This is a genomic window from Gemmata obscuriglobus (assembly GCF_008065095.1).
GTDB classification, from domain to species: domain Bacteria; phylum Planctomycetota; class Planctomycetia; order Gemmatales; family Gemmataceae; genus Gemmata; species Gemmata obscuriglobus.
Genome location: NZ_CP042911.1, coordinates 8,023,597 through 8,043,274, shown reverse-complemented (window position 1 = coordinate 8,043,274; position 19,678 = coordinate 8,023,597). Strand labels below are relative to the sequence as shown.

Below are 19,678 nucleotides of genomic sequence, written 5' to 3'. Positions count from 1 at the left end.
GCGCCGGCCGCACAACCGGCGCCACCGACACGGCCGCCGCCGTCTTCGCACGTTCGCTACGCGGTTCGCACCTCGCACAGCCGGCGCGGCCGTGGTAAAGTGAACGGAACGTTTCGCGCCCGGCTTCGCTCTGGAGTCGCACCTATGTGGCATCGTTCCGGCGCGGTCGCCGGCCTCGTTCTGGCGCTCGCCGCCCTCGCCCCGGCCCAACCGATCGGCACGGCATCGAAGGCCGTGCCCCCGGACACCGCGGCACTCGAGCGGCTCAACTTACGCACCGAATGGTCCCTCGTGCTCCCGGTCGAGGGCACGAAAGACGCCGTCGCTCAGGTGCAGACCTTCGACGACCAAATGTTCGTCCAGACCCGGAGCGGGATGCTGGTCGCGGTGGACACGCTGACGGGCCGCATCCAGTGGGCCGCCAAGCTGGGGAACGGGGTGTACGGGAACGCGTACCCGGTGGCGGTGAACTCGCAGTACGTGTTCTGCGCGCACCTCACCCGGCTGTACGCGTTCTACCGGTACACCGGGGTCACCGAGTTCGTTCACGAACTCGGCACCCCGACCACGACGGGCCTGGCGGCCGACGACGAGTCGGTGTACTGCGTCCTCGGGATGCGCCCGGGCGCGGCCGGGGCGCACCGGATCGCGGTGTACGACATGCTCCGCCCGATCCCGGTGAACGATCCCACCAAGGCGCCGGCCGACGCGCTCGCGCAGGGGGCCAAAAAGGACACCCCCAGCCCGCTCGGCGAGCTGGTGAAGCGGTACCCCACGTCCGGAACCGCACACGCGACCAGCCGGTACCCCGAGATCACCGCCCGTCCGGCCGCTGCGGCGGCCCCGGTCGGCGGGGTCACCGGCTCCCGGACCCCGGCGATCGGCGTGCTACCGAGCGTCGTCCCGCCGTACAACCTCGACAACCGCTCGCCGACCCCGGCGATCAACGTAATCCCGTCCCTGCGCCCGCCGTACACCCTGCGGCTCGAATCGGGGCAGTACGTGCAGCAGACCCCGTCGATCGGCGTGATCCCCCCATCGGTGGCCGCGTCGCTCGCGCTGGCCGACCTGCGGCCCAAGGCGCCGCCGCCGCCGCTCCGCTGGGAGTTCGGGCTCACCAGCCGGATCCTGTACCCGCTCCTCCTCACCCCGACCCGCGCGTGGGCCGTCGCCGACGACAACACGGTGATGGCGTTCGGTAAGGAGCTGAGCAAGGAAAAGGTGGTGACCGAGGTGAAGGAGCGGTTCAGCAGCGCGATCCCGGCCGCCCCGGTCGCTGCGGGAACCACCCTCTACGTGCCCCTGGACAACGGCATCCTGGTCGCCATCTCGGGCACCACCGGGAACCTGGCGGGCGGCATCAACGTCAAGTGGCGGGCCGCCACCGGCGGTCTGAACAACCACGCCCCGTTCGTCTCGAAGGACCGCGTGTACGCCGCCGGCGACAACAGCGGGGTGGTGTGCTTCAACCGCGACACCGGCGACACCATCTGGCGGTCCGACGCCGGCGCCGACCGCGTGATCGGCGCGAACGAGGAGTTCGTGTACGTCCGCGACCGCCAGGGCCGGTTCCTGGTATACGACGCCAAGCGCCCGACGAACGCTGCGAGCAATCGGTCCGCGCCCCTTGGATCGGCCGACTTCGGCGAGTTCAACGTGCCCGTGGTGAACACCGCGTCGGACCGGGTCTACCTGGCGGCCAACAACGGGCTGATCGTGTGCCTCCGGGACGCCAACGCGAAGTACGCGAAACCGATGCGCAACCTGTGGCCGGCGCCGGAAGTGAGCCGCCAGCGGGTCCGCGGGGTGGAAGGCTTGAACAAGGACGGCGAGCCAAAGAGCGAGCCGGAGCCGAAGAAGGAGCCCGAGAAGAAAGAGCCCGAGAAGAACTGATCGGGCGGTCAACGCGAGCGGGGCGCACGGACATCCGTGCGCCCCGCTGCGTTTATACTTTTCGCCCGCCCGCGCAAGAACCGGATAGCGGCCCCCGATCCCCTCCGCGTATCGTGAGCGCGGAGGCCCCATGCCAACGACCGCGGAAACGGTGTCGCTGATCGGCGAACTGTGCGACTACATCCGGGCGAACCTCGATTCGCCGCGCACACTCGCGCAGCTCGGCCAGCAGGTCGGGCTGAGCCCCGCGCACCTCCAGCGCGTGTTCACGCGGGTGGTCGGGCTGAGCCCGCGCCGGTTCGCGGACGCGTGCCGGCTCCAGCTCCTCAAATCGAAGCTCAAAGAAGGTGACACGGTGACGACCGCGATGACCGCCGCCGGGTACGGCTCCAGCAGCCGGCTGTACGAGCGCGCCGCGGGCCAGCTCGGGATGACGCCCGGCCAGTACCAGAAGGGGGCCGCGCTGGTGATTCGCTTCACAACCGCGCAGTGCGAGCTCGGTCGGGTATTTCTCGCGGCAACGGACAAAGGGATCTGCTGGCTCGGGTTCGCCGACACCGACGCGGCGGGCGAAGCGGCGCTCCGCGCGGAGTTCCCGAGGGCCGCACTCGAGCGCGCCGACGGGCCGCTCGCCCCGTGGGTCGGCGAGCTTCAAAAGCACCTGGCGGGGGCGCAACCGCACCTGGACCTGCCGCTGGACGTGCGGGCTACGGCGTTCCAGCGCCGGGTGTGGGACGCGCTGCTCGCGATCCCCTACGGCGAGACGCGGAGCTACAAGCAGGTGGCCGAAGCGATCGGTGCCCCGGACGCGTGCCGGGCGGTGGCGCGGGCGTGCGCCACCAACCCGGTCGCGGTGATCGTCCCGTGCCACCGGGTGATCGGCACGAACGGCACGCTGACCGGCTACGCCGGCGGCCTGCACCGCAAAAAGAAGCTGCTCGAAATCGAGGCCAAGAGGGAGCAGCCGCAGTAGCCGGTGTGGCGGGCGCGGGGCGAACTTCGCCGGGGCGCGCCGTGTCCGTCCTCGCTCCCGTAACTCGCCGTGGTGCCCCATGCTCGCATCCGACCGGGCCGACAACCTGCCGCCGAACTTCCTCATCCCGGTCGGGACGCAGGTGGTGCTGCGGTACGAGCGCCGGGTGCCCGGCACGGAACGGACCAAGCTCGCCGGCACGGTGGGCGAGGTGGCCGAGGCGCCCGAGTCCAACGACCGCCCGTACCTCGTGCGGTTCCTCGACGGCGCGGCCTTCCGCCTGAAGTTCGGCGAGTTGCTCGTGCGCCGCAAGGACCACAGCGTCGAGGCGACGGCGACCGCCGGGCCGGACGTGTCGGCGTTCGTGGTGTACCGCGTGATGCTCGGGTCGCGGGCGTTCGGCCTCGCCACCGAGTCGTCCGACGAGGACCGCCGCGGCGTGTTCCTGCCGCCCGCGGACTGGCACTGGTCGCTGACCAAGCCGCCGGAGCAGGTCGAGTTCTTCGGCGACGGCGTCGAGGAGACCGACTGGGAGATCGAGAAGTTCGTGCGGCTGGCACTTCAGGCGAACCCGAACATCCTGGAGACGCTCTGGTCGCCGGTGGTGCTCCACGCCGACGAGACCGGCGACGAACTGCGCCGCGTCCGCACCGCGTTCCTGTCCAAGCACCTGTACCGCACGTACTCCGGGTACGTGCTGTCGCAGTTCCGGCTGATGAAGAAGGGGTTCGCGACCGACCGGCGGTACAAGCCGAAACACGCGATGCACCTGATCCGGCTGCTGCACAGCGGCATCCACGCGCTGCGGGACGGCGACATCCGCGTCGACGTGGCCGAGCACCGCGACGAGCTGCTGGCGATCCGGAAGGGGGACGTGCCGTTCGAGGCGGTGGAGGCGCGGGCGCTGGAGCTGGACCGCGTGTTCCAGGAGGCGTTCGCGGCCACGACGCTCCCGGAGCGGCCGGACACGGACCGCGCGAACCGCTTCCTGATCGCGGCCCGCCGCCGCCGGGTCTAATCCGCGTACTCGATGAGCGACTGCGTCTTCACCACCGCGAACTCGTCCGGGAACGTGTGGAACGCGTGAACGCTGAGCGCCCGCGGCAGCGCCTCGGCGATCACCGCACCGAGCGGCGACAGCCCCACGCGGTTGTTCTCCCGGCAGTGGAACACCAGCCCCTTCCGCGCGCCGTCCGCCAGCAGCTCGGCGTGGACGTGAACGAACTGTTCGGGCGCCAGCACCTCCACCTGCGCCGACACCTGATACCGGGCGCCGGCGAGTTCGACCCGGCGGCTCTGGGAGCCGTCGAACCGCCGGGTCAGCCACAGCCCGGCGCCGGGCAACTCGGCCGCGGCCGTCGTGATGACCTCTTCGACGTGCGTGCGGCCCCGCGACCAGCTCAGCGCGTGCCCGGTGCGCGTGATGCGAACGGTGAGCTGCGCGCCGTCGCGGGCGACGGCGCGGGCGGCCACCGCGTCGAACAGCTCGGGGTGGAGCGGCCGGTCGTAGAGTCGGAACAGCAGTTCCGCGACCGGCGGTCGGATCAGCGCGCCACCCATAATTCGAAACGCCCTCAGTCGGGAGCCGACGAGGGATTATAGCCCGGTCCGACAGACCGCACAAACGCAAGCGGGGCCGCCCGGACGCACCGGACGGCCCCACCCCGCGTTGTTCAGACGATCACTTACCAGCCGTGGCATCCGCCGTGGCAGCCGCCCTTTTTCTTGCCGAACAGGCCGCCGCCGTCACGCAGGCCGAGGAACCCGCCGCCGTGGCAGCTCGACCCGTGGCAGCCGGCCGGAGTGTACCCGGTGCAGCCGGTGCAGCCGGCCGGGGCGGCGACCACCACCGGCGCCGGGGCCGGGGTGTACCCGGTGCAGCCGGTGCAGCCGGCGTACTCGCTGCCGTGGCAGCCGCTCTTGTGCTTGCCGAACAGGCCGCCGCCGTTCCGCAGGCCGAGGAACCCGCCGCCCTGGCAGCTCGACCCGTGGCAGCTCGACCCGGTGCAGCCGGCGCTGACCACCGTGCCGTGGCAGCCGCCCTTGTCCTTACCACCGAACGCAGCCATGTCGCCGCCCGACGTCGCCGCAACCATCAGAACAACGCTGTACATCTCGATGCCCTCAATGAGACCGCCCGGCGCGAACGACTTCCGGTCACGGCTCCATGTCCGCAACAGAACGGTTGCCAAGTTGTCGCTCTGGTCGTTGCCGCAAGTGGGGAAGCTTGAACCAGTCGGGCGGTCGAACCCTCATAGTGAGGATGGTAGATTGAGGCGATTTAGGAGTCAACGGTAAATTGGGGTGTTTGACCCGGGGCCAAAGTCCATGAACACCGGTTGTAGGGCCGCCTATCGGTTGCCCGGGACGGAGCTAAAATTCGGGTGCCGCGTTCGGCATCTTCGGGCCGCCAACGCCGGGGTCAAAATGGAGTTATGCCTCCAGAAAGCGCCCGCCGATGTAATGACCGTCCGTCGCACTCGGGACCGCACTGAGGACAGTTCATGGACAGGGACGCAGCCCCCGGCACCGAAGAGGTGGTGCCGCCGTTTGAATGGAGGCTCGTGCGCCGCGCAGGCCTGGCGGGCCTCGGGCTGACCGCGGCGGCGGCCGCGCTGGGGCTCGTCGCGGCCGCGGTCGCCCCCCCGCCCGCGGCACTTTCCACGGCCCGGCTGCTGCTGGTGCTCGCCGGGGCGCTGACCGCGGGGGCGGCGCTGTCGATGCGCCCGGACCTGTGGCGGGCGTGGGCGATCGCAGGCGGCGCGGCCGCGCTGGCGGTGGCCGGGGTGCCCGAGCACTGGGACTCGTTCCGGCTGCTGTTCGGGGTGCTGGCGGCGGTGGAGCTGGCCGGGGCCGCGACGCTGGCCGCCCCGGCGCGGTACCGGCTGCCGGTCATCAGCGGGTGGCTGCTGTTCCACTTCACCGGCATCTTCTTCGCGACCACCACGCCGCCCTCGACCCCGTGGCTCACCGAGCAGATGTTCATCCGCGTGTACAATCCGTACCTGCAGTTCATCTACATGCGGAACGCGTACCACTTCTACTCGCCCGAGCCCGGGCCGGCGAGCGTGCTGGTGTTCATGCTCAAAACCGAGACCGGGACCGACGCGCAGGGCCGGCCGCAGTACGACACGAAGTGGGTGGTGCTCCCGAAGCGCCCCGACGACGTGAAGGACCCGCTCGGGCTCACTTACTACCGCCGGCTGTCGATCACCGAGCAGCTCGCCCGCTCGACCCCGGGCCTGCTCGCCAACGTGGCCGAGCGGAGCGAGATGCTCCCCCGCCGCCAGGCGGTGGCGCACCTGATCCCGATGAACCCGAACGAGGACCCGCAGTCGCAGTACCGGCTGCCGCAGGCGGAGGTGGCGCGGTACGTGCTGCCGTCGTACGCCTCGCACATCATCCTGGAACACGCGGACCCGGCGCGGGCCGGCAAAACGACGGTCAAGATCTACCGCGTGGAGCACCGGACCATGAACGTGGAGGAGTTCGCCAACCCGCGGAACCGTCCGGGCAGCACCAGCCCCTACGACCCGGCCACCTACCGGCCGTTCTTCCTGGGCGAGTTCGGGTACGTCGCGGACCCCGAGAAGCCGGGCGCGGCGCGCATCGAGCTGCTCAACCCGCAGGAGCCGCTGCTGTACTGGCTGGTGCCGATCCTCCCGCGCCCGGGCGGGGTGCCGCCGGGCGACCCGCACAAGCGGCCGTTCATCGACTTCATGTCGATCCACGCGCTCGACACGCTCGACCTGAACGCGGGCGACGTGGACGACCCCCGGCACCGCAACAAGGTGTTCGACTGGAACCAACTGCGCTGACGCACCGGGCGTGAGCGCGGGTGCGAGCCGGCGGCCGAAGGCGCGTTGATGCCCGGTCGCCGCTCGCACCTGCGCCCCCCACTCCCTGCACCCACACTCAACACAACACTCACATGGCCTCTGAAGCGCCGTCCATCACCGCCCCCGAGCCCGTGTACCGGACCCCGTGGCAGCGGTGGGTCGGGTTCTGGTTCCCGGCCGCGGACCCGACCACCCTCGGGTTCATCCGCGTCACCACCGGCCTCTTGGTGCTGTACATCCACATCGCGTACAGTATCGATTTGCAGCAGTTCTTCGGCAAGCACGGGTGGTACGCGGCCGCGTACATCGAGCGCGAGCGGCACGAGTACCCGTGGCAGGTGTCGCCGTTCTGGTCGTGGGACCCGGAGTCGGTGGTGCCCGCCAAAGTGCCCGAGTTCCCGCACCGCCGCAAGGCGGTCGTGGACTTCATCCGCGCCCTGCCCGCCGAGGAGGCGAAGCGCAAGGCGTCGCTGGAGTTCCTGCGGCGCGTGAGCGACAGCGACAACCCGGAGATTCCGGTGCTGGCGCTGAACTGGTTCCAGGACATGCGCACGTTCCCGGAGCGCCGGGACCGGTACCTGGCGGCGCTGGTCAGCGGCCAGGTGCCCGCGGCGCAGCCGGACCAGCCGCCCACCCCGGCCCCGCCCGCGTTCTTCGCCGCGCTCCCGGCCGCCGAGCGCGAGCGGGTCGCCAACGACGTCCGCGCGTTCTGGGACGTGCTCCCGGCCCGCGACACCGGCGCCCGGGCGTACGTGCTCAACCACTTCGTCGAGCTCGGGCCGGAGCTGCGCCGCGCGCTGGTCCACTTCCTGTACACGCTGCCCAACGATCCGGCCGAGCGCGAGAAGAAGATCGAGTACCTGGACTACTGGAACAACGAGGCGGACAAGGCGCTGCGCACGGGGCACAAGGTGTTCTCCGTCTGGTTCCACGTCACCGACCCGACCCAGATGGCCCTGATCCACGCGTGCGCCCTGCTCGCCATCCTGCTGTTCACGATCGGGCTGTTCACCCGCGTCACCTCGGTCCTCACCTGGATCGCGGTCGTGTGCTACATCCACCGGTCCCAGCAGATCCTGTTCGGGATGGACACGATGATGAACATCCTGCTGTTCTACCTGATGGTGGGGAACAGCGGGGCGGCGCTCTCGGTGGACCGGCTCGTCGCCCGGTACCGCGCCGCGCGGGCCGGCCTCGCGCGGTCGGGGGGCACGCTCCCGCCCGCGACGCGGGCGTTCCTCGACGCGCCCCCGCCGTCCCGCTCGGCGGGGCTGGCGCTGCGGCTGATCCAGGTCCACTTTTGCTTCATCTACGTGGCCGCCGGGCTGTCGAAGCTGAAGGGCGGGGCGTGGTGGGACGGGCGGGCGCTGTGGGACGTGGTGGTGAACCCCGAGTTCACCCTGATGCAGTACGAGTGGTACGAGAAGGCGCTGCGGGCCGGCGCGAGCATCAAGCCGCTGTACTACGCGGTCACCGTGCTCGGGGTCTGGGGCACGCTGTTCATTGAGGTCGCCGGCCCGTTCCTCCTGTGGACCCGGCTCCGGTGGCTCATCATCCTGCTCGCGACCGCCATGCACGCGTTCATCGCGGTGCTGATGGGGCTGAACCTGTTCGAACTGCTGATGATCATCATGCTGGTCGCGTTCCTGCCCGATCAGGTGATCCGCGACCGGCTCCGCGGCGGCCCGGCCCTGCCCCGGCTGAAGCTCGCGTTCGCCCCGGGCTCCGCCGCCGCCACCCGCGCCGCGGCCCTGACGGTTGCGGTCGACGCCGAAAATCAGGTGGCCCTCGTCCCCGACCCGGGCGCGGCGGCGCCGGTGCTGACCGACTCGCAGGGGACACGGACCACCGGCCCGCACGGGGTCGGGGCGCTGTTCCGGTCCTTGCGGCTGCTCGCGCCTCTGTCATTCGTGCTGTGGGTCCCGGGGGTGCGGGGGGGGCTGGCGCGCCGGCTCTTCCCGTCACCGGCGGCCGCGCCCCAGCCGGCCGCGCCGACCGCCGCGAGTTGAAATTCGTGGGCGGGTGAAGGTGGTGGGCGGCGGTTTCGATGACGATATACTGTGTGCGTCCGCGAGTTCTGACACTTGCGGCGCGTGCAACCCTCGCTCAGGAGCCACACAATGGCCGACGAAATTAAGCCCGCGGCGCAACAACAGGTTCAGATCCCGGTGGACGTGTCGAACCGGGAGACGGTATACGCCAACTTTGTGCAGGCGCACCTGAACGCCGACGAAGTGTACCTGGAACTGGGTCAGTTCTCGCAAGTGGTGACCCCGACCGGCCCGGACCCGATCGTCCTGAGCCACCGGGTCATCATGAACTTCGTGACCGCGAAGCGTTTGGCCGATCTGCTCCGCCGGGCGGTGTCCCAGCACGAGCAGATGTTCGGCGTGGTGGAGGTGGACCCGAACCGCCGGCTCCGCGTCCAGCAGCCCCCGGTGTAATTTCGAACACCGGTCAGCCACAAAAGAAGACTAAGACCGAAGAGAGTTGGCCACAAAAAAGCACAAAGGGCACAAAAGAAAACCGAAGACAAAGACAGAAGAGTGAGTTTAAAAGCACTTCTCTTGTCTTCTGCCTTGGTTTCCTTTTGTGCCCTTTGTGCTTTTTTGTGGCCAGCTCTCTTCGGTCTTCTGCCTTGGTTTCCCTTTGTGGCCATTCTGTCTGCGGTTATTTCGTCTTCGTGAGTGCTTCGGGCGCTGGTAGCGCGGCGGCCCGCGGCGGCTTGATGCCCAGCGCCTGGGCGAGGGTCGGCGCGACCGCGAGCGACGACACTTTCTCGGTCCGCTTGCCGAGCGGCGGGACGCCGGCCCCGTAAGCCAGAAACGGGATGTGCGTGTCGTACGGGTGCGGGCTGCCATGCCCGGTGCCGCCCTTGTACGGCGTGACCTGCACGCCCGCCTTGGGGATCACGATCACGTCGCCGCACCGGTCCGGGCGGTACGCCAGCGCGACCGACTTCTTGAACGGCTGGTCGGCCGGGAACTGCCCGTCTTCGATCTGCTTGCGTGTAAAGGTCGTGTCAATGTAGCCGCGCCCGGCGAGCCACCCCGCCGCGGCCTCAGTGACCTTGTCGGGGTCGAGGTTCCGCGCCTTGATCGACTTCTGGTTCAGGTAAACCCAGGGCCACGTGTCCGCGTCGAACGCCGCGACCCACGGGGCGGCCGGGGCGGCGCCGAACATCGCGTCGAGCGCCTTGGGCAGCCCGGTCGTGAGTTCGTCGATCATGACCCGCTGGGCGGTCGGGTACTTCTTCAGCTCCGGCAGCGGGCTGACGCCGTGGTCGGCCGAAACGACGAGCGTGTACCGCCCCTGCCCGACCTCCTTATCCAGGAACGCGAGGAACTCGCCGACCATCTGGTCCGAGCGGAGGGTGACGTCGAGCATTTCCTGCGAGTCCGGCCCCCACCGGTGGCCGAGGAGGTCGTTCGAGGAGAAGCTCACGCACAGCAGGTCCGGGGCGTCGCCGCGCCCGAGCTTCTCGGCGGTAACGGCCTTCTTCGCCAGGGTCGCGAGCAACTCGTTGCCGTAGGGCGAGCCCTCGACTGCGTCGTAGTACTTCTTCGCGGGCGCGGTCAGCTTGCCCCTCAGCGCGTGCGGGAACGTGCGCCCCTGCCCGTTGAACCCGTCCGCCTCGCCCAGCGCGTCGTCCGGGCCGGCGAACTTCAAGTAGTCGGCCTCGGCCTTGGGGCGGAGCCGGTCCCAGCTCGTGTTGAACCACGAGTCGACCAGCCGCGAGTCGTTGAGCTCCTTGACCCAGGCGTGCTCGCGGAAGCTCTCGCTCTTGCGCCCGTACCAGGCGCCGGTGTGGAACCGGCCGTCGCGGGTGTCGAAGCAGTACGCCCCGGACGGGTCCTGGCCGCCCATCAGCACCGCCGTGCGGTCCTTGATCGAGAGCGAGAACACGCGGCCTTTTCTGCCGGTTTGCTCGCGCAAAGCGTCGGCGACGGTGGGCACGAGCAGGCGCTCGGGCGAGTACCCGGTGGCGGCCCCGCGGTTCAGGTCCTTGCTTTCGGACGCCAGCGGCGGCACCAACTCGTACGCCCGCCCCACCGGCTCGCAGCAGTACACCTTTACGCCCTTCTCGCGGTCGAACCACTCGTTCTCAATGATCCCGTGGTCGCGCGGCGCCGCGCCGGTCGAGAGCGACGCGTGCCCCGGCGCGGTGGAGGTGCAGGCGTAGGGAATGTGGCACTCCGAGAACCAGACCCCGTCCTTCTTGATGCGCTCGAACCCGTCGGGGCCGAAGAGCGGCGCCCAGCGCTCGAGGTAGTCGCCGCGCATCTGATCGAACACGAACAGTACGACCAGTTTGGGCGACTCGCCCGCCGCCCCGGACGGCGCGGGCGGCGCGGGCTGCGCCGCCCCCGGCGGCTGCTCGCGCTGCCGCGGGGGGCCGTCCGGCGGCGCCGGGCGGATCAGAAAGTACCCGCCGACGCCCGCGGCAACAAAGAGGAGGAACACGGCCGCGATGGCGAGCCAGAACCGGGACATACGCACTCCTGAAAGAACCCGCCCCAGCCCCCTTCCTCCCCTTTTAGGTAGAGCAGAACGAGCCGGCGCGGGTTGTCGGCTCCTTCTCCCCTCATCTGAAGGGAGGGGCCGGGGATGGGTCGATCTACTTCCCGTCGTTGTCGAGCAGTTCCCACTTCTCGCCGAAGAAGCCCGCGCGGACCACCTTTCCGGGGTACCGCGCGTTGGGCGGGGTGGTCACGTCGATCACCGCGTAGTCCGGCAGCTTGGAGACCTGCCGGGCGTTGTTCAGGTAATCGTATTCGCGGAACGTGAACCCGCTGTTCAGGACGACGTATTTCTGCGGGTTCAGCGGGTTCGGGTAGATCAGCACCGGAACGTGCGTGCCCGCGTCGTAGGTGTGCTTGCCCAGGACGACACCCGTGTCGGTCCACTTCACCGGCAGCTTGTCTGCGATCTTTGCCAGCACCGCGTTGCTGCGCGGGTCGCCCCAGAGGATCAGGTTGTTGTTCGCGATGTCGGCGTCCGTGACCTCGGCGTCCGCCTTCAGCGGCGCGTCGCCGCGGAACTGCTTCCGCCAGTGCTCGGTCGCGTGCTTGAGTTCCTTTTCGGCCCACGCGCCCACCTTCTCGTTCGCCGCTTTCCCGGTGGGCTTCACCATCAAGAACGCGGACATGAACGCGTCGTCGATCGGGCCTTGCGACCCGGGCCGCTTGCCCCCGGACGCGAACTCGTGTGCCCGCGCCCACTTGCCGCCCGCGCCCTTCGCAAACAGCAACTCGACCGGGGACACCCCGGCCGGCCGTTCGGTCGCCACAGTCTGCCCGTCGATCTCGACCGTCTTCGGGCTGTCCGCCGGGAGCGCGAGCCGCAGACGGGTGACCCCGCTGGTCCGGACCGCCCACTTGCCGTCTTTCAGGGTGCCGGTGACCTGCGCGGCCGCCCAGTGCTTCTCCAGCCCCTCTACCGCGGCCCACCCGCACCGGTTGTAGCGCAGCGTGTACGTGGTGAATTTGATCTCCGGGCGCTCCTTCGGCAGCCCTTTCTCGACGGCCGCGTCGATGAGCCGGTTGACCTCTTCCTTCGCGCCCTTCTCGTAGCTGTGACCGGTCTTGGGGCCGATGACGTGCTTCAGATCGAGCCCCACCTTCTTCATCTCGCGGGCCATGACGTCGGCGGCCTGCTTCTGCGAGTCGATCTCGCCGCTGTACGCGACGGTGGGCAGGTTGAAGAAGTTGACCGCGGTGTCGCTGGCGTTGTACATGTGCCACAGCTTCTGCTCGTACCACGTCGGCTCGAGCTTCTCGTTCTGGAACACCTTGAGGAACTCGGGGGTCTCGCTGAACCCGGCGCCCGGGGCGCACGCGGCCCACAGCGTGGGGTAGTGGGCGCCGTACTGCCAGCACGCGGCCCCGCCCATGCTGAACCCGCGCGCCACCAGCCGCGACTCGTCGATGCGGTAGTGCTTCTTGGCGTGTTCGAGGCACTCGAAGGTGTCAATTTCGCCGGCGAATTTGTTGGCGTTACTGAACCGGCCGAACGGGTGCAGGATCAGCGCGCCGGGGGCGGGGATGATGCCCCCGCCGGCGCCGGGCGCGTTCGCCATGAACCCGGCCTCGACGGTGTTCTCGTACCGGCCGTGCCACCAGAAGTCGAGCCGGTGCTTGGTCTTCGCCGCGAAGTCGTACTCCTTCGGAACGATGAGCCAGTACGGCTGCACGCTCCCGTCGATCTTGGATTGGTACCCGCGCAGCACCGCGCCGGTTTGCGTGGCCCAGGGCGCCTTGCCGCTCTTCAGGGCTTTCGCGCGTTCCAGCCCCGCGGCCAGCACCTTCTTCACGTTGTTCGCGGGCACCGGCGGCTTCTTGTCCTTGCCCGGCGCCGGGTCGAAGATCTCCTTGTAGTCGAGCGCCCACCGCACGGCCTTTTCGTAGATGAGCACGTCCGGCAGCAGCTCGTGCGGGCCGGCGTCCTTGATGAGCTGTTGCAGCTCGGCGAGCCCGGCCCGGATCGCGTCGCGGTCGGCGGGCGGGATGTCGTTGCCGACGGGCGGGACCGGGCGCACGTTGTCGGGGACGTTGTCCTTGGGGCCGTCGGCGCGGGTGGGGCTCGCGGGCAGCGTCGCGAGCGCGGCGACGGCCGCCGCAAAGAGAAGGGCGGAAAAGGCGCGTGGCAGCGCGAACATGTGAGCACCTCGGGGGTGTCGTGGGATAGGCACACTGTACGCGCGGCGGCGCGAGGTGCCAGGGGCACCGGCGGGGGCCGGACCGGGCGTTTCGGCCCGGTTCCCTTCTCCGCCCCGCGGGCATCTGCTAGAACGACGGTTGACCGTTCTCACACACCGGGACATCGCGCACGGACCGCGCGGTCCCCCGACAGGAGGCTTCCAGTGGCGGCGACGAAGATGATCGACATCCGGCGGGGCATGGTGCTGAACATGGACGGCACCCTCTTCTACTGCCTCGACCGCGACCTGAACACGCCGGGCAACTGGCGCGCGATCCTGTACCTGAAGCTCAAGAACATGACCACCGGGGCCATCACCGACGAGCGGGTCCACCCGGACCACAAGGTCGACGTGGTGTTCCTCGACACCAAGGACTACACGTACTCGTACAAGGACGGCGAGGACTTCGTGTTCGTGGACAAGGAGTCGTTCGAGCCGGTCACCCTGTCGGGCGACATGGTCGGCGACATGATGAAGTACCTGCGCGAGAACGACGACGTGAAGATCACGTTCTACGACGGCCGGGCGCTGTCGATGGAACTGCCGCAGACGGTCACGCTGAAGGTGACCGAAACGGAGCCCGGCATCAAGGGCGCGACGGCCGCGGCGCAGACGAAGGCCGCCACCCTGGAGACCGGCCTGGTCATCCAGGTGCCGTCGTTCATCGCCGAGGGCGAACTGGTCGTGGTGCAGACCGAAGACGGCAAGTACCTGCGCCGCGCGAAGGAAGGCAAGTAAGCGTTTCGGGCCGACGGCCCGCGGTCGGTGGCCGAAGCGAACGGGGGCGCGAGCCCCCTGTTTGCCTCACCCCAAACCCCGCAGCACGCAAGTACCGCGCCCGCGTCACCGGCCAGCCTCTTGGGCGCTCGCGCGCGGTCCGCACCGGTCCGGCTCGCCCGCAAGCGACCCGATCGGACCCATGATGCCGGCTCTGCCGAAGAGGCCCCTTCTTCTGTCACCGGCTGCCGTGAGGCCGGTGCGACATCACCCGAATGCCAGTGGGCGAGGTGCCGAACCGGGCGCGGCACCGGGCCGCCCGCACAACAGACGGCTCCGGCCGCGCCCGGGTCTGGGAGCGAGAGCCGCACCGGCCGCGCGCTCTTGTGCCGGTCCCGATCGAGCCGCACCGCGTTGACGCACCCGCGCCCGCCCGCGGCTTGGCGCCGCCCCGCGGCCTTGCGTCACTTCCGAACCTTGCACTTCGGTAGCGCCGCGTTCAGTTCCTTCAGCCCCGCGTCCGTTACCCCCGTGCCATGCAGGTCGAGGGTGGTCAGGCCCGTGAGCGCGGTCAGGGCTTTCACACCCGCGTCCGTCACCTGCGTGTTGCTCAGGTCGAGGGTGACCAAGAAGTTGAGCCCGGATAGCTCCTTCGCACCCGCGTCCGTCACTTTCGTACCCCCCAGGTCGAGGTGGTTGAGGTTCTTAAGCGCGGCCAACTCCTTCACACCCGCGTCCGTTATTTTCGTGGAACGCAGCTCAAGGCGGGTGAGGCCCTTGAGCCCGGATAGCTCCTTCACACCCGCGTCCGTCACCCCCGTGCCGCCCAGGTCGAGGTTGGTCAGGGCCTTGAGTGCGGCCAGCTCCTTCACGCCCACGTCCGTCACCCGCGTGCGCCGTAGGTTGAGGGTGGTCAGGCCCTTATTCAGCGCGGCCAACTCCTTCACACCCGCGTCGTAAGCGTTCACAGTTGATGCGGGTGTATCTCAACAGCCAGCGAAAGTTGGGTTCATCATCGGTGGTTGTTGAGCCGGGACCGGGATCAGTGTTGGTGGCTTTGCCCCGGTACGGTGTGCGGTGACGGCGTCGGTGAGGAATGCGAGCACGTTGCGGCCCTGCCGGCGACACGAGGCCAGGACCGTGAGGATCCGCTCCACGAACCGGCTACCGCGTTCGGAGTCGGTGCCGTAGCTGGTCTTGCGCCAGCACACGGCGTGACGCAGGGCCCGCTCGGCCGCGTTGTTGGTCGGTTCCACCCCGCCCACGCGTGCGAACGTCCACAGGGCCGGCTCCACCGCCAACAGCTCGCGGCACACGGCCCCGGTCTTGGGGCACCCGCACCGGCCCCCGTGCCCCAGGTGCGTGCGGAACCGGGCCCGCACGGCGCGGGCGTACACGCGAGCGAACGTGGACCGGGCTAACGTCCCGTCCCGCACCCGGAACCAGTGCCCGAACAGTTCGTCGGAACAGGCCAACAGGGCGGCCCCGATCGGGGATCCGTCGTTGCCCCGATCGATCATCGCCTGGAAGTCCCGCCGCAGGTGCGCCCAGCACACCTGGCGCCGATGCACCGGCAGATGCGTGTACACCGGATACCGATCGGTCGTGTGGACCTGGGCGGACCCGTCCCGCAGGTCGTCGAACGCGCTCCGGCCCCGGGTGGCGCGGATCAGGAATGCGACCACCGAGGTGCTCACCGCGACCCACAACCAGGCCCGCTGGCGCCCTTGCGTCCAGCACGTTTCGTCCACGTTCGCCGGGTGCCCGCGGGTGTACGCGAGAGCCGCTTCGGCCACCGGGGCCAGAGCCGCCGCGGTCGTGTGCTGGAGTTTGCACACCGTGGCCGGACGGATGGGCAACCCGAACAGGTCGTCGAACAGTTGGCTCACCACCCGCTTGCCCAGGCGGCACGAACCGGTGAGCATGGCGGCCACCGCCTGGACCCGGGGACCGTACCCGGGAGCCGCGTCGGCGGGCACCGGTGCGGTCGTCACGGCGCCGCAGTGCGGGCACCGGAGCCGATGGCACCGATACTCGGTCACCTGCGGCCGGACGACCGGGATCTCATGCACCTGGTGAATCGACGGGTTCGGGTCGTCCCCGGTGAGTGGGCACGCACACCCGCGGCAGGTGTCCGGTTTGAGGGTGTGGACCGTGTCGGGCGGCAGCACGGTGCGCTCGGCCTTGGGGTGCCCCGATTGACCGCCGCGCCGCTTCCCCGAGGGACTCTTGGGCGGGGCCGGCTTCACCTGCGGACCATCCGACGAGGGCGGTTTCGACGAGTTGCTGGAATTCTGGTTGAGCCGGGTCTGAAGGTCGGCCACCGTGACCTGGAGAGCCGCGACCGTGGCCTGCAACTGCGCAACCGTCGCTTCCAGCGCACGAATGTACGCCACCACCGCTGGCGGCAGGTCACTCGGTAGCTCCGGCGGTTGAGGAACAGATGTCATCGCGTCCGTTCGATTACGGAACACCGGCTCTTGAGGCAACCCCGCGCAGAATCGAGTCACAAAGGCCTGGAAAATGCACGGCCCGCACCCCGTGAACGGTTACCCCGCGTCCGTCACCCGCGTGAAACTCAGGTCGAGAATGGTCAGGCCCTTGAGCCCCGCCAACGCCTTCACACCCGCATCCGTCACCACCGTGACGCCCAGGTTTAGCTGAATGAGGTGCTTGAGCCCGGACAGCGCCTTCACACCCGCGTCCGTCACCTTCGTGAACCCCAAGTCAAGGGTGGTCAGGGCCGTGAGCCCGGACAGCGCCTTCACACCCGCGTCCGTTACCTGCGTGAAGGTGAGTTCAAGGCGGGTGAGGCCCTTGAGCCCGGATAGCTCCTTCACACCTACGTCCGTCACTTTCGTGTCAAACAGGTCGAGTTGGGTGAGGCCCTTGAGCGCGGCCAACTCCTTCACACCCGCGTCCGTCACCCCCGTGCCACCCAGGTAGAGAGTGGCTAGTGCTGTGTCAGGTTTTGATTTTAGGGTAGAGGGATTTGAGCCTGTTGCGAGCATCGTCGGTGCGGAACTGCCAATCGACGCTACGCTGCTTGTCGTTGGTGTAGTCCTGCCAGGCGGCCGTCTCTACCCTCAACTCCTCTATCGTTGCGAACCGCCTACCCTGCACGCATTGCCGCGTCATCGCGCCCAGCTCACATTCCGCGACGTTCAACCAACTCCCGTGCTTGGGCGTGTGGCGGAACTCCGATCGCCTCACCAGCGCCCGCGCCGTTTCCGGGTCGAACGCCTCGTAGAACGCACCGATCGTGTGCGTGTTCCGGTTGTCGCACACCACGATCACCTTCACGGCATCCCGGTAGCGAGTACGCGGATTAGGGACTCGGCAAAAAATAACTATCCCAAGTCTCGTATCGTAGGATGACCTTCTCGGTGGTACCCGCAGGAGGTCGCTGTGATTCCGTTCGGCGAGACACTCACGCCCGCGTTGATCGAGGCGGCGAACGATCTGCGCGGGGCGCAACGACGGTTGTTCATGGCCCGGGTGGTGCGTGCGTTGGGTCCCGGCGGTCAACGCCGAGCCGAAGAGGCGTTCGGGTGGAACCGGGTCACCATCCGCAAGGGCATGCGGGAACTGAACTCGGGCGTCGTGGCCCGCGACGCGTTCTCGGCGCGAGGCCGGCACCGTGCCGAGGACCGATTGCCCGACCTGCTGGCCGACATCCGGGACCTCGTCACCAGCCAGAGCCAGGCGGACCCGCGGTTCCGCACCCTGCGCCTGTATACCCGGCTGACGGCCGAAGAAGTGCGGCGTCAGCTGGTCGCCACGAAGGGGTACCGCGCGGACCAGTTGCCCCAGGCGCGAACCCTCCGCACCAAGCTCAACGACCTCGGGTTCCACCCGACCAAGGTTCTCAAGTGCGTGCCCAAAAAAAGATCCCCCAGACCGATGCCATCTTCGCACGGCTGAAGGAGATCAACCCGCAGGCCGACGCTAGTGCCGACACGCTGCGGCTGTCGCTGGACGCGAAAGCCGGTGTTCAGGTGGGGGCGTACTCGCGCAAGGGCAAGAACCGAGTACGAACGAAGGCCGCGGACCACGACTTCCGGGCCGAAGAGGTCCTGACACCCTACGGGCTGTTGCTGCCGCGTGACAGCGACCTGTGGCTGTACTTCACGACGTCGCGGGTGACGAGCGATTTCATCGTGGACATCCTGGACCGCTGGTGGGTACAGCACCAGCCGCGCTTCCCGCGGGTCCGGACACTGGTCATCAACCAAGACAACGGGCCGGAGAACAAAAGCCGGCGAACCCAGTTCCTCAAGAGGATGGTGGCCTTGGCGCGTCAGCGGAGGCGGCTCGTGCGGCCAGGGCAAACGCACTCAATCCTCGGGATTTTTCAGTAGTACCTGTTCGAGGTAGGTATTATCCCATCCGGCCTTGAGTCGCCGGTTCTTGATCCCACATTTGGCGTTTGCCTTCTTCAACATCGCCAAGGCGATCTTGCGCACGAGGGCCATATTCTGCGGGCCGTGCCCTTCACGGAGTCGGTGGTCGTCTTCTCGGAACGCGACATCCAGCACCCAATGGCATGAATTCTCGATGCACCAATGAGCCCGGATCCACGTTTGGAACCGCTTGGCCGATGCCTTCCGCGAGCTGATGTAATACCGCACCTCGTCGCTCGTCCTACCGGCGACCGTGCGGCTGCTGACGAGCACCACGACGGACCGCAACCGGGGCCACACATTCCGGTCCCGGATCGACTCCAGGTCGTCGATCACGAAGCAGAACCGCATCTCCTCGCGCCCGTGGCCCGTTCCTTCGTTGAGGTCGGTCGAGCGGCCCGCGTAGCTCGCCTCTAGGGCCCCCTCGGCCAACCGCTGGATGTCCTCGAGCAGCCGCGGCTGGTTGTCCTTGACCGCCAGCAGGTAGTCCCCCTTGGCGGCCACGATCTGCTGGGCGATGTCCTTCTGGGTGCCCATCGCGTCGATGCTCACCAGGGCCCCCGCGAGGTCCAGCCGCTCCAGCAGTTCCGGGATCGCGGTGATCTCGTTGGACTTCTCGTCGGTCTTCACCTGGGCCAACGTGAGGCCCAACTGCTGAGCCCATGCGCTGACGATGTGTGTGGCCTTGCGAGCCCCCGTGCCGGTGACCCGCTTGGACCCCCGCATGGTCTTCCCGTCGATCGGGATGTGGGGCACCCGGAGGCCCTCGGCGGCGTCCGCGACCCACGCCCGGAAGCACCGCCCGAACGCCTCCGGGCGGACCAGCGCGAACACCCGGTTGAGGGTGTCGTGGGACGGAATCCCGTTGCGCAGCGTCAGCCCCAGCCGGTCCCGGAACCAGGACTCCTTGGCCCGCGCGAACTCGGCGATCGACACGAAGTCATCGGCCCCGACGATCGTCCCACAGGTCACGATCATGAGTACATCAATCAAGTCGTGGAAGCACTTCAACTCGACCCGCGGATCCGGGATCTGGGACAGGTACTCGATTAACGGGCGTGGGCCGGGGGCGGCACTCATCGGCAGACTCCGAGGCGGTGAGGGCGCGCCAGAATCATATGGAGGCGGGGCCGCACATGCGCAGGAGGCGAGC

General features: G+C 68.7%; 18 protein-coding genes. 9 read left to right on the top strand and 9 right to left on the bottom strand.

All coding sequences use genetic code 11. From position 1 onward, the window contains the following. Positions 1-144 precede the first annotated feature (144 nt). From GobsT_RS33365 to GobsT_RS33355, 3 genes are all read left to right on the top strand, one after another. On the top strand, positions 145-1,893 hold the full coding sequence (locus GobsT_RS33365; RefSeq protein WP_010052621.1) for an outer membrane protein assembly factor BamB family protein: 1,749 nt from the start codon (positions 145-147) through the stop codon (positions 1,891-1,893). 130 nt (positions 1,894-2,023) lie between these two features. Continuing rightward, complete coding sequence (locus tag GobsT_RS40820) at positions 2,024-2,866, top strand: bifunctional transcriptional activator/DNA repair enzyme AdaA (RefSeq protein ID WP_010049370.1); 843 nt, start codon at positions 2,024-2,026, stop codon at positions 2,864-2,866. A 79-nt stretch (positions 2,867-2,945) separates the two neighbouring features. Beyond that, positions 2,946-3,884: a nucleotidyltransferase domain-containing protein gene (locus GobsT_RS33355; RefSeq protein ID WP_010049371.1), complete on the top strand. Its 939-nt coding sequence runs from the start codon at positions 2,946-2,948 to the stop codon at positions 3,882-3,884. Here GobsT_RS33355 and GobsT_RS33350 read toward each other — a convergent pair. Beyond that, a complete protein-coding gene (locus tag GobsT_RS33350; protein WP_010049375.1) occupies positions 3,881-4,426 on the bottom strand; it encodes a DUF2617 family protein in 546 nt (181 codons plus the stop codon). The genes GobsT_RS33355 and GobsT_RS33350 overlap by 4 nt on opposite strands. Positions 4,427-4,551: 125 nt before the next feature. Beyond that, positions 4,552-5,058, bottom strand: a complete 507-nt coding sequence (locus GobsT_RS33345; protein WP_010049378.1) for a hypothetical protein — start codon at positions 5,056-5,058, stop codon at positions 4,552-4,554. A 312-nt stretch (positions 5,059-5,370) separates the two neighbouring features. Between GobsT_RS33345 and GobsT_RS33340 the strand changes: the two genes are divergently transcribed. The 3 genes from GobsT_RS33340 to GobsT_RS33330 all read left to right on the top strand — a co-directional run bounded on the left by GobsT_RS33340 (position 5,371) and on the right by GobsT_RS33330 (position 9,149). Beyond that, positions 5,371-6,684 (top strand): hypothetical protein, encoded by a 1,314-nt coding sequence (locus GobsT_RS33340; RefSeq protein WP_010049379.1) that lies wholly within the window; start codon positions 5,371-5,373, stop codon positions 6,682-6,684. A gap of 113 nt (positions 6,685-6,797) precedes the next feature. Next, a complete protein-coding gene (locus GobsT_RS33335; protein WP_010049380.1) occupies positions 6,798-8,714 on the top strand; it encodes an HTTM domain-containing protein in 1,917 nt (638 codons plus the stop codon). A gap of 111 nt (positions 8,715-8,825) precedes the next feature. After that, positions 8,826-9,149 (top strand): DUF3467 domain-containing protein, encoded by a 324-nt coding sequence (locus GobsT_RS33330; protein ID WP_010049381.1) that lies wholly within the window; start codon positions 8,826-8,828, stop codon positions 9,147-9,149. Between the two features lie 226 nt (positions 9,150-9,375). Here the strand turns inward: GobsT_RS33330 and GobsT_RS33325 are convergent, their stop codons facing one another. Together GobsT_RS33325 and GobsT_RS33320 are read right to left on the bottom strand one after the other, a co-directional pair. Then, positions 9,376-11,199, bottom strand: a complete 1,824-nt coding sequence (locus GobsT_RS33325; protein ID WP_010038597.1) for an alkaline phosphatase family protein — start codon at positions 11,197-11,199, stop codon at positions 9,376-9,378. Between the two features lie 124 nt (positions 11,200-11,323). Further along, the gene (locus tag GobsT_RS33320; RefSeq protein WP_010038601.1) at positions 11,324-13,363 is read right to left on the bottom strand and encodes a prolyl oligopeptidase family serine peptidase; all 2,040 of its coding nucleotides are present in this window, start codon (positions 13,361-13,363) and stop codon (positions 11,324-11,326) included. 204 nt (positions 13,364-13,567) lie between these two features. Here GobsT_RS33320 and efp point away from each other — a divergent pair, with 204 nt between their 5' ends. Beyond that, positions 13,568-14,143 (top strand): elongation factor P, encoded by a 576-nt coding sequence (efp, locus tag GobsT_RS33315; RefSeq protein ID WP_010038603.1) that lies wholly within the window; start codon positions 13,568-13,570, stop codon positions 14,141-14,143. 443 nt (positions 14,144-14,586) lie between these two features. Here the strand turns inward: efp and GobsT_RS33310 are convergent, their stop codons facing one another. The 4 genes from GobsT_RS33310 to GobsT_RS38460 all read right to left on the bottom strand — a co-directional run bounded on the left by GobsT_RS33310 (position 14,587) and on the right by GobsT_RS38460 (position 17,599). After that, entirely contained in the window at positions 14,587-15,090 is a 504-nt protein-coding gene (locus GobsT_RS33310) for a leucine-rich repeat domain-containing protein (protein WP_010038605.1), read from the bottom strand. 18 nt (positions 15,091-15,108) lie between these two features. After that, positions 15,109-16,572, bottom strand: coding sequence for an IS66-like element ISGob3 family transposase (locus GobsT_RS33305; protein WP_033197911.1), 1,464 nt, complete (start codon positions 16,570-16,572; stop codon positions 15,109-15,111). Positions 16,573-16,671: 99 nt separating this feature from the next. Next, positions 16,672-17,049, bottom strand: coding sequence for a leucine-rich repeat domain-containing protein (locus GobsT_RS33300; RefSeq protein WP_050790252.1), 378 nt, complete (start codon positions 17,047-17,049; stop codon positions 16,672-16,674). A gap of 37 nt (positions 17,050-17,086) precedes the next feature. Beyond that, positions 17,087-17,599 carry a transposase gene (locus tag GobsT_RS38460; RefSeq protein ID WP_261344332.1) on the bottom strand — a complete coding sequence of 171 codons (513 nt, stop codon included), beginning with the start codon at positions 17,597-17,599 and terminating at the stop codon, positions 17,087-17,089. On the opposite strand from GobsT_RS38460, the gene GobsT_RS38455 reads away from it, so the two are divergent. After that, positions 17,531-18,046, top strand: coding sequence for a hypothetical protein (locus tag GobsT_RS38455; protein WP_029600832.1), 516 nt, complete (start codon positions 17,531-17,533; stop codon positions 18,044-18,046). The two genes, GobsT_RS38460 and GobsT_RS38455, sit on opposite strands and share 69 nt — an antisense overlap. Continuing rightward, on the top strand, positions 17,995-18,483 hold the full coding sequence (locus tag GobsT_RS38450) for an ISAzo13-like element transposase-related protein (protein WP_029600833.1): 489 nt from the start codon (positions 17,995-17,997) through the stop codon (positions 18,481-18,483). Before GobsT_RS38455 ends, GobsT_RS38450 begins: the two co-directional genes overlap by 52 nt. On the opposite strand, the gene GobsT_RS33285 is transcribed toward GobsT_RS38450, so the two are convergent. Continuing rightward, positions 18,460-19,605 carry an ISAs1-like element ISGob5 family transposase gene (locus GobsT_RS33285; RefSeq protein ID WP_010033957.1) on the bottom strand — a complete coding sequence of 382 codons (1,146 nt, stop codon included), beginning with the start codon at positions 19,603-19,605 and terminating at the stop codon, positions 18,460-18,462. The genes GobsT_RS38450 and GobsT_RS33285 overlap by 24 nt on opposite strands. Positions 19,606-19,678: the final 73 nt, after the last annotated feature.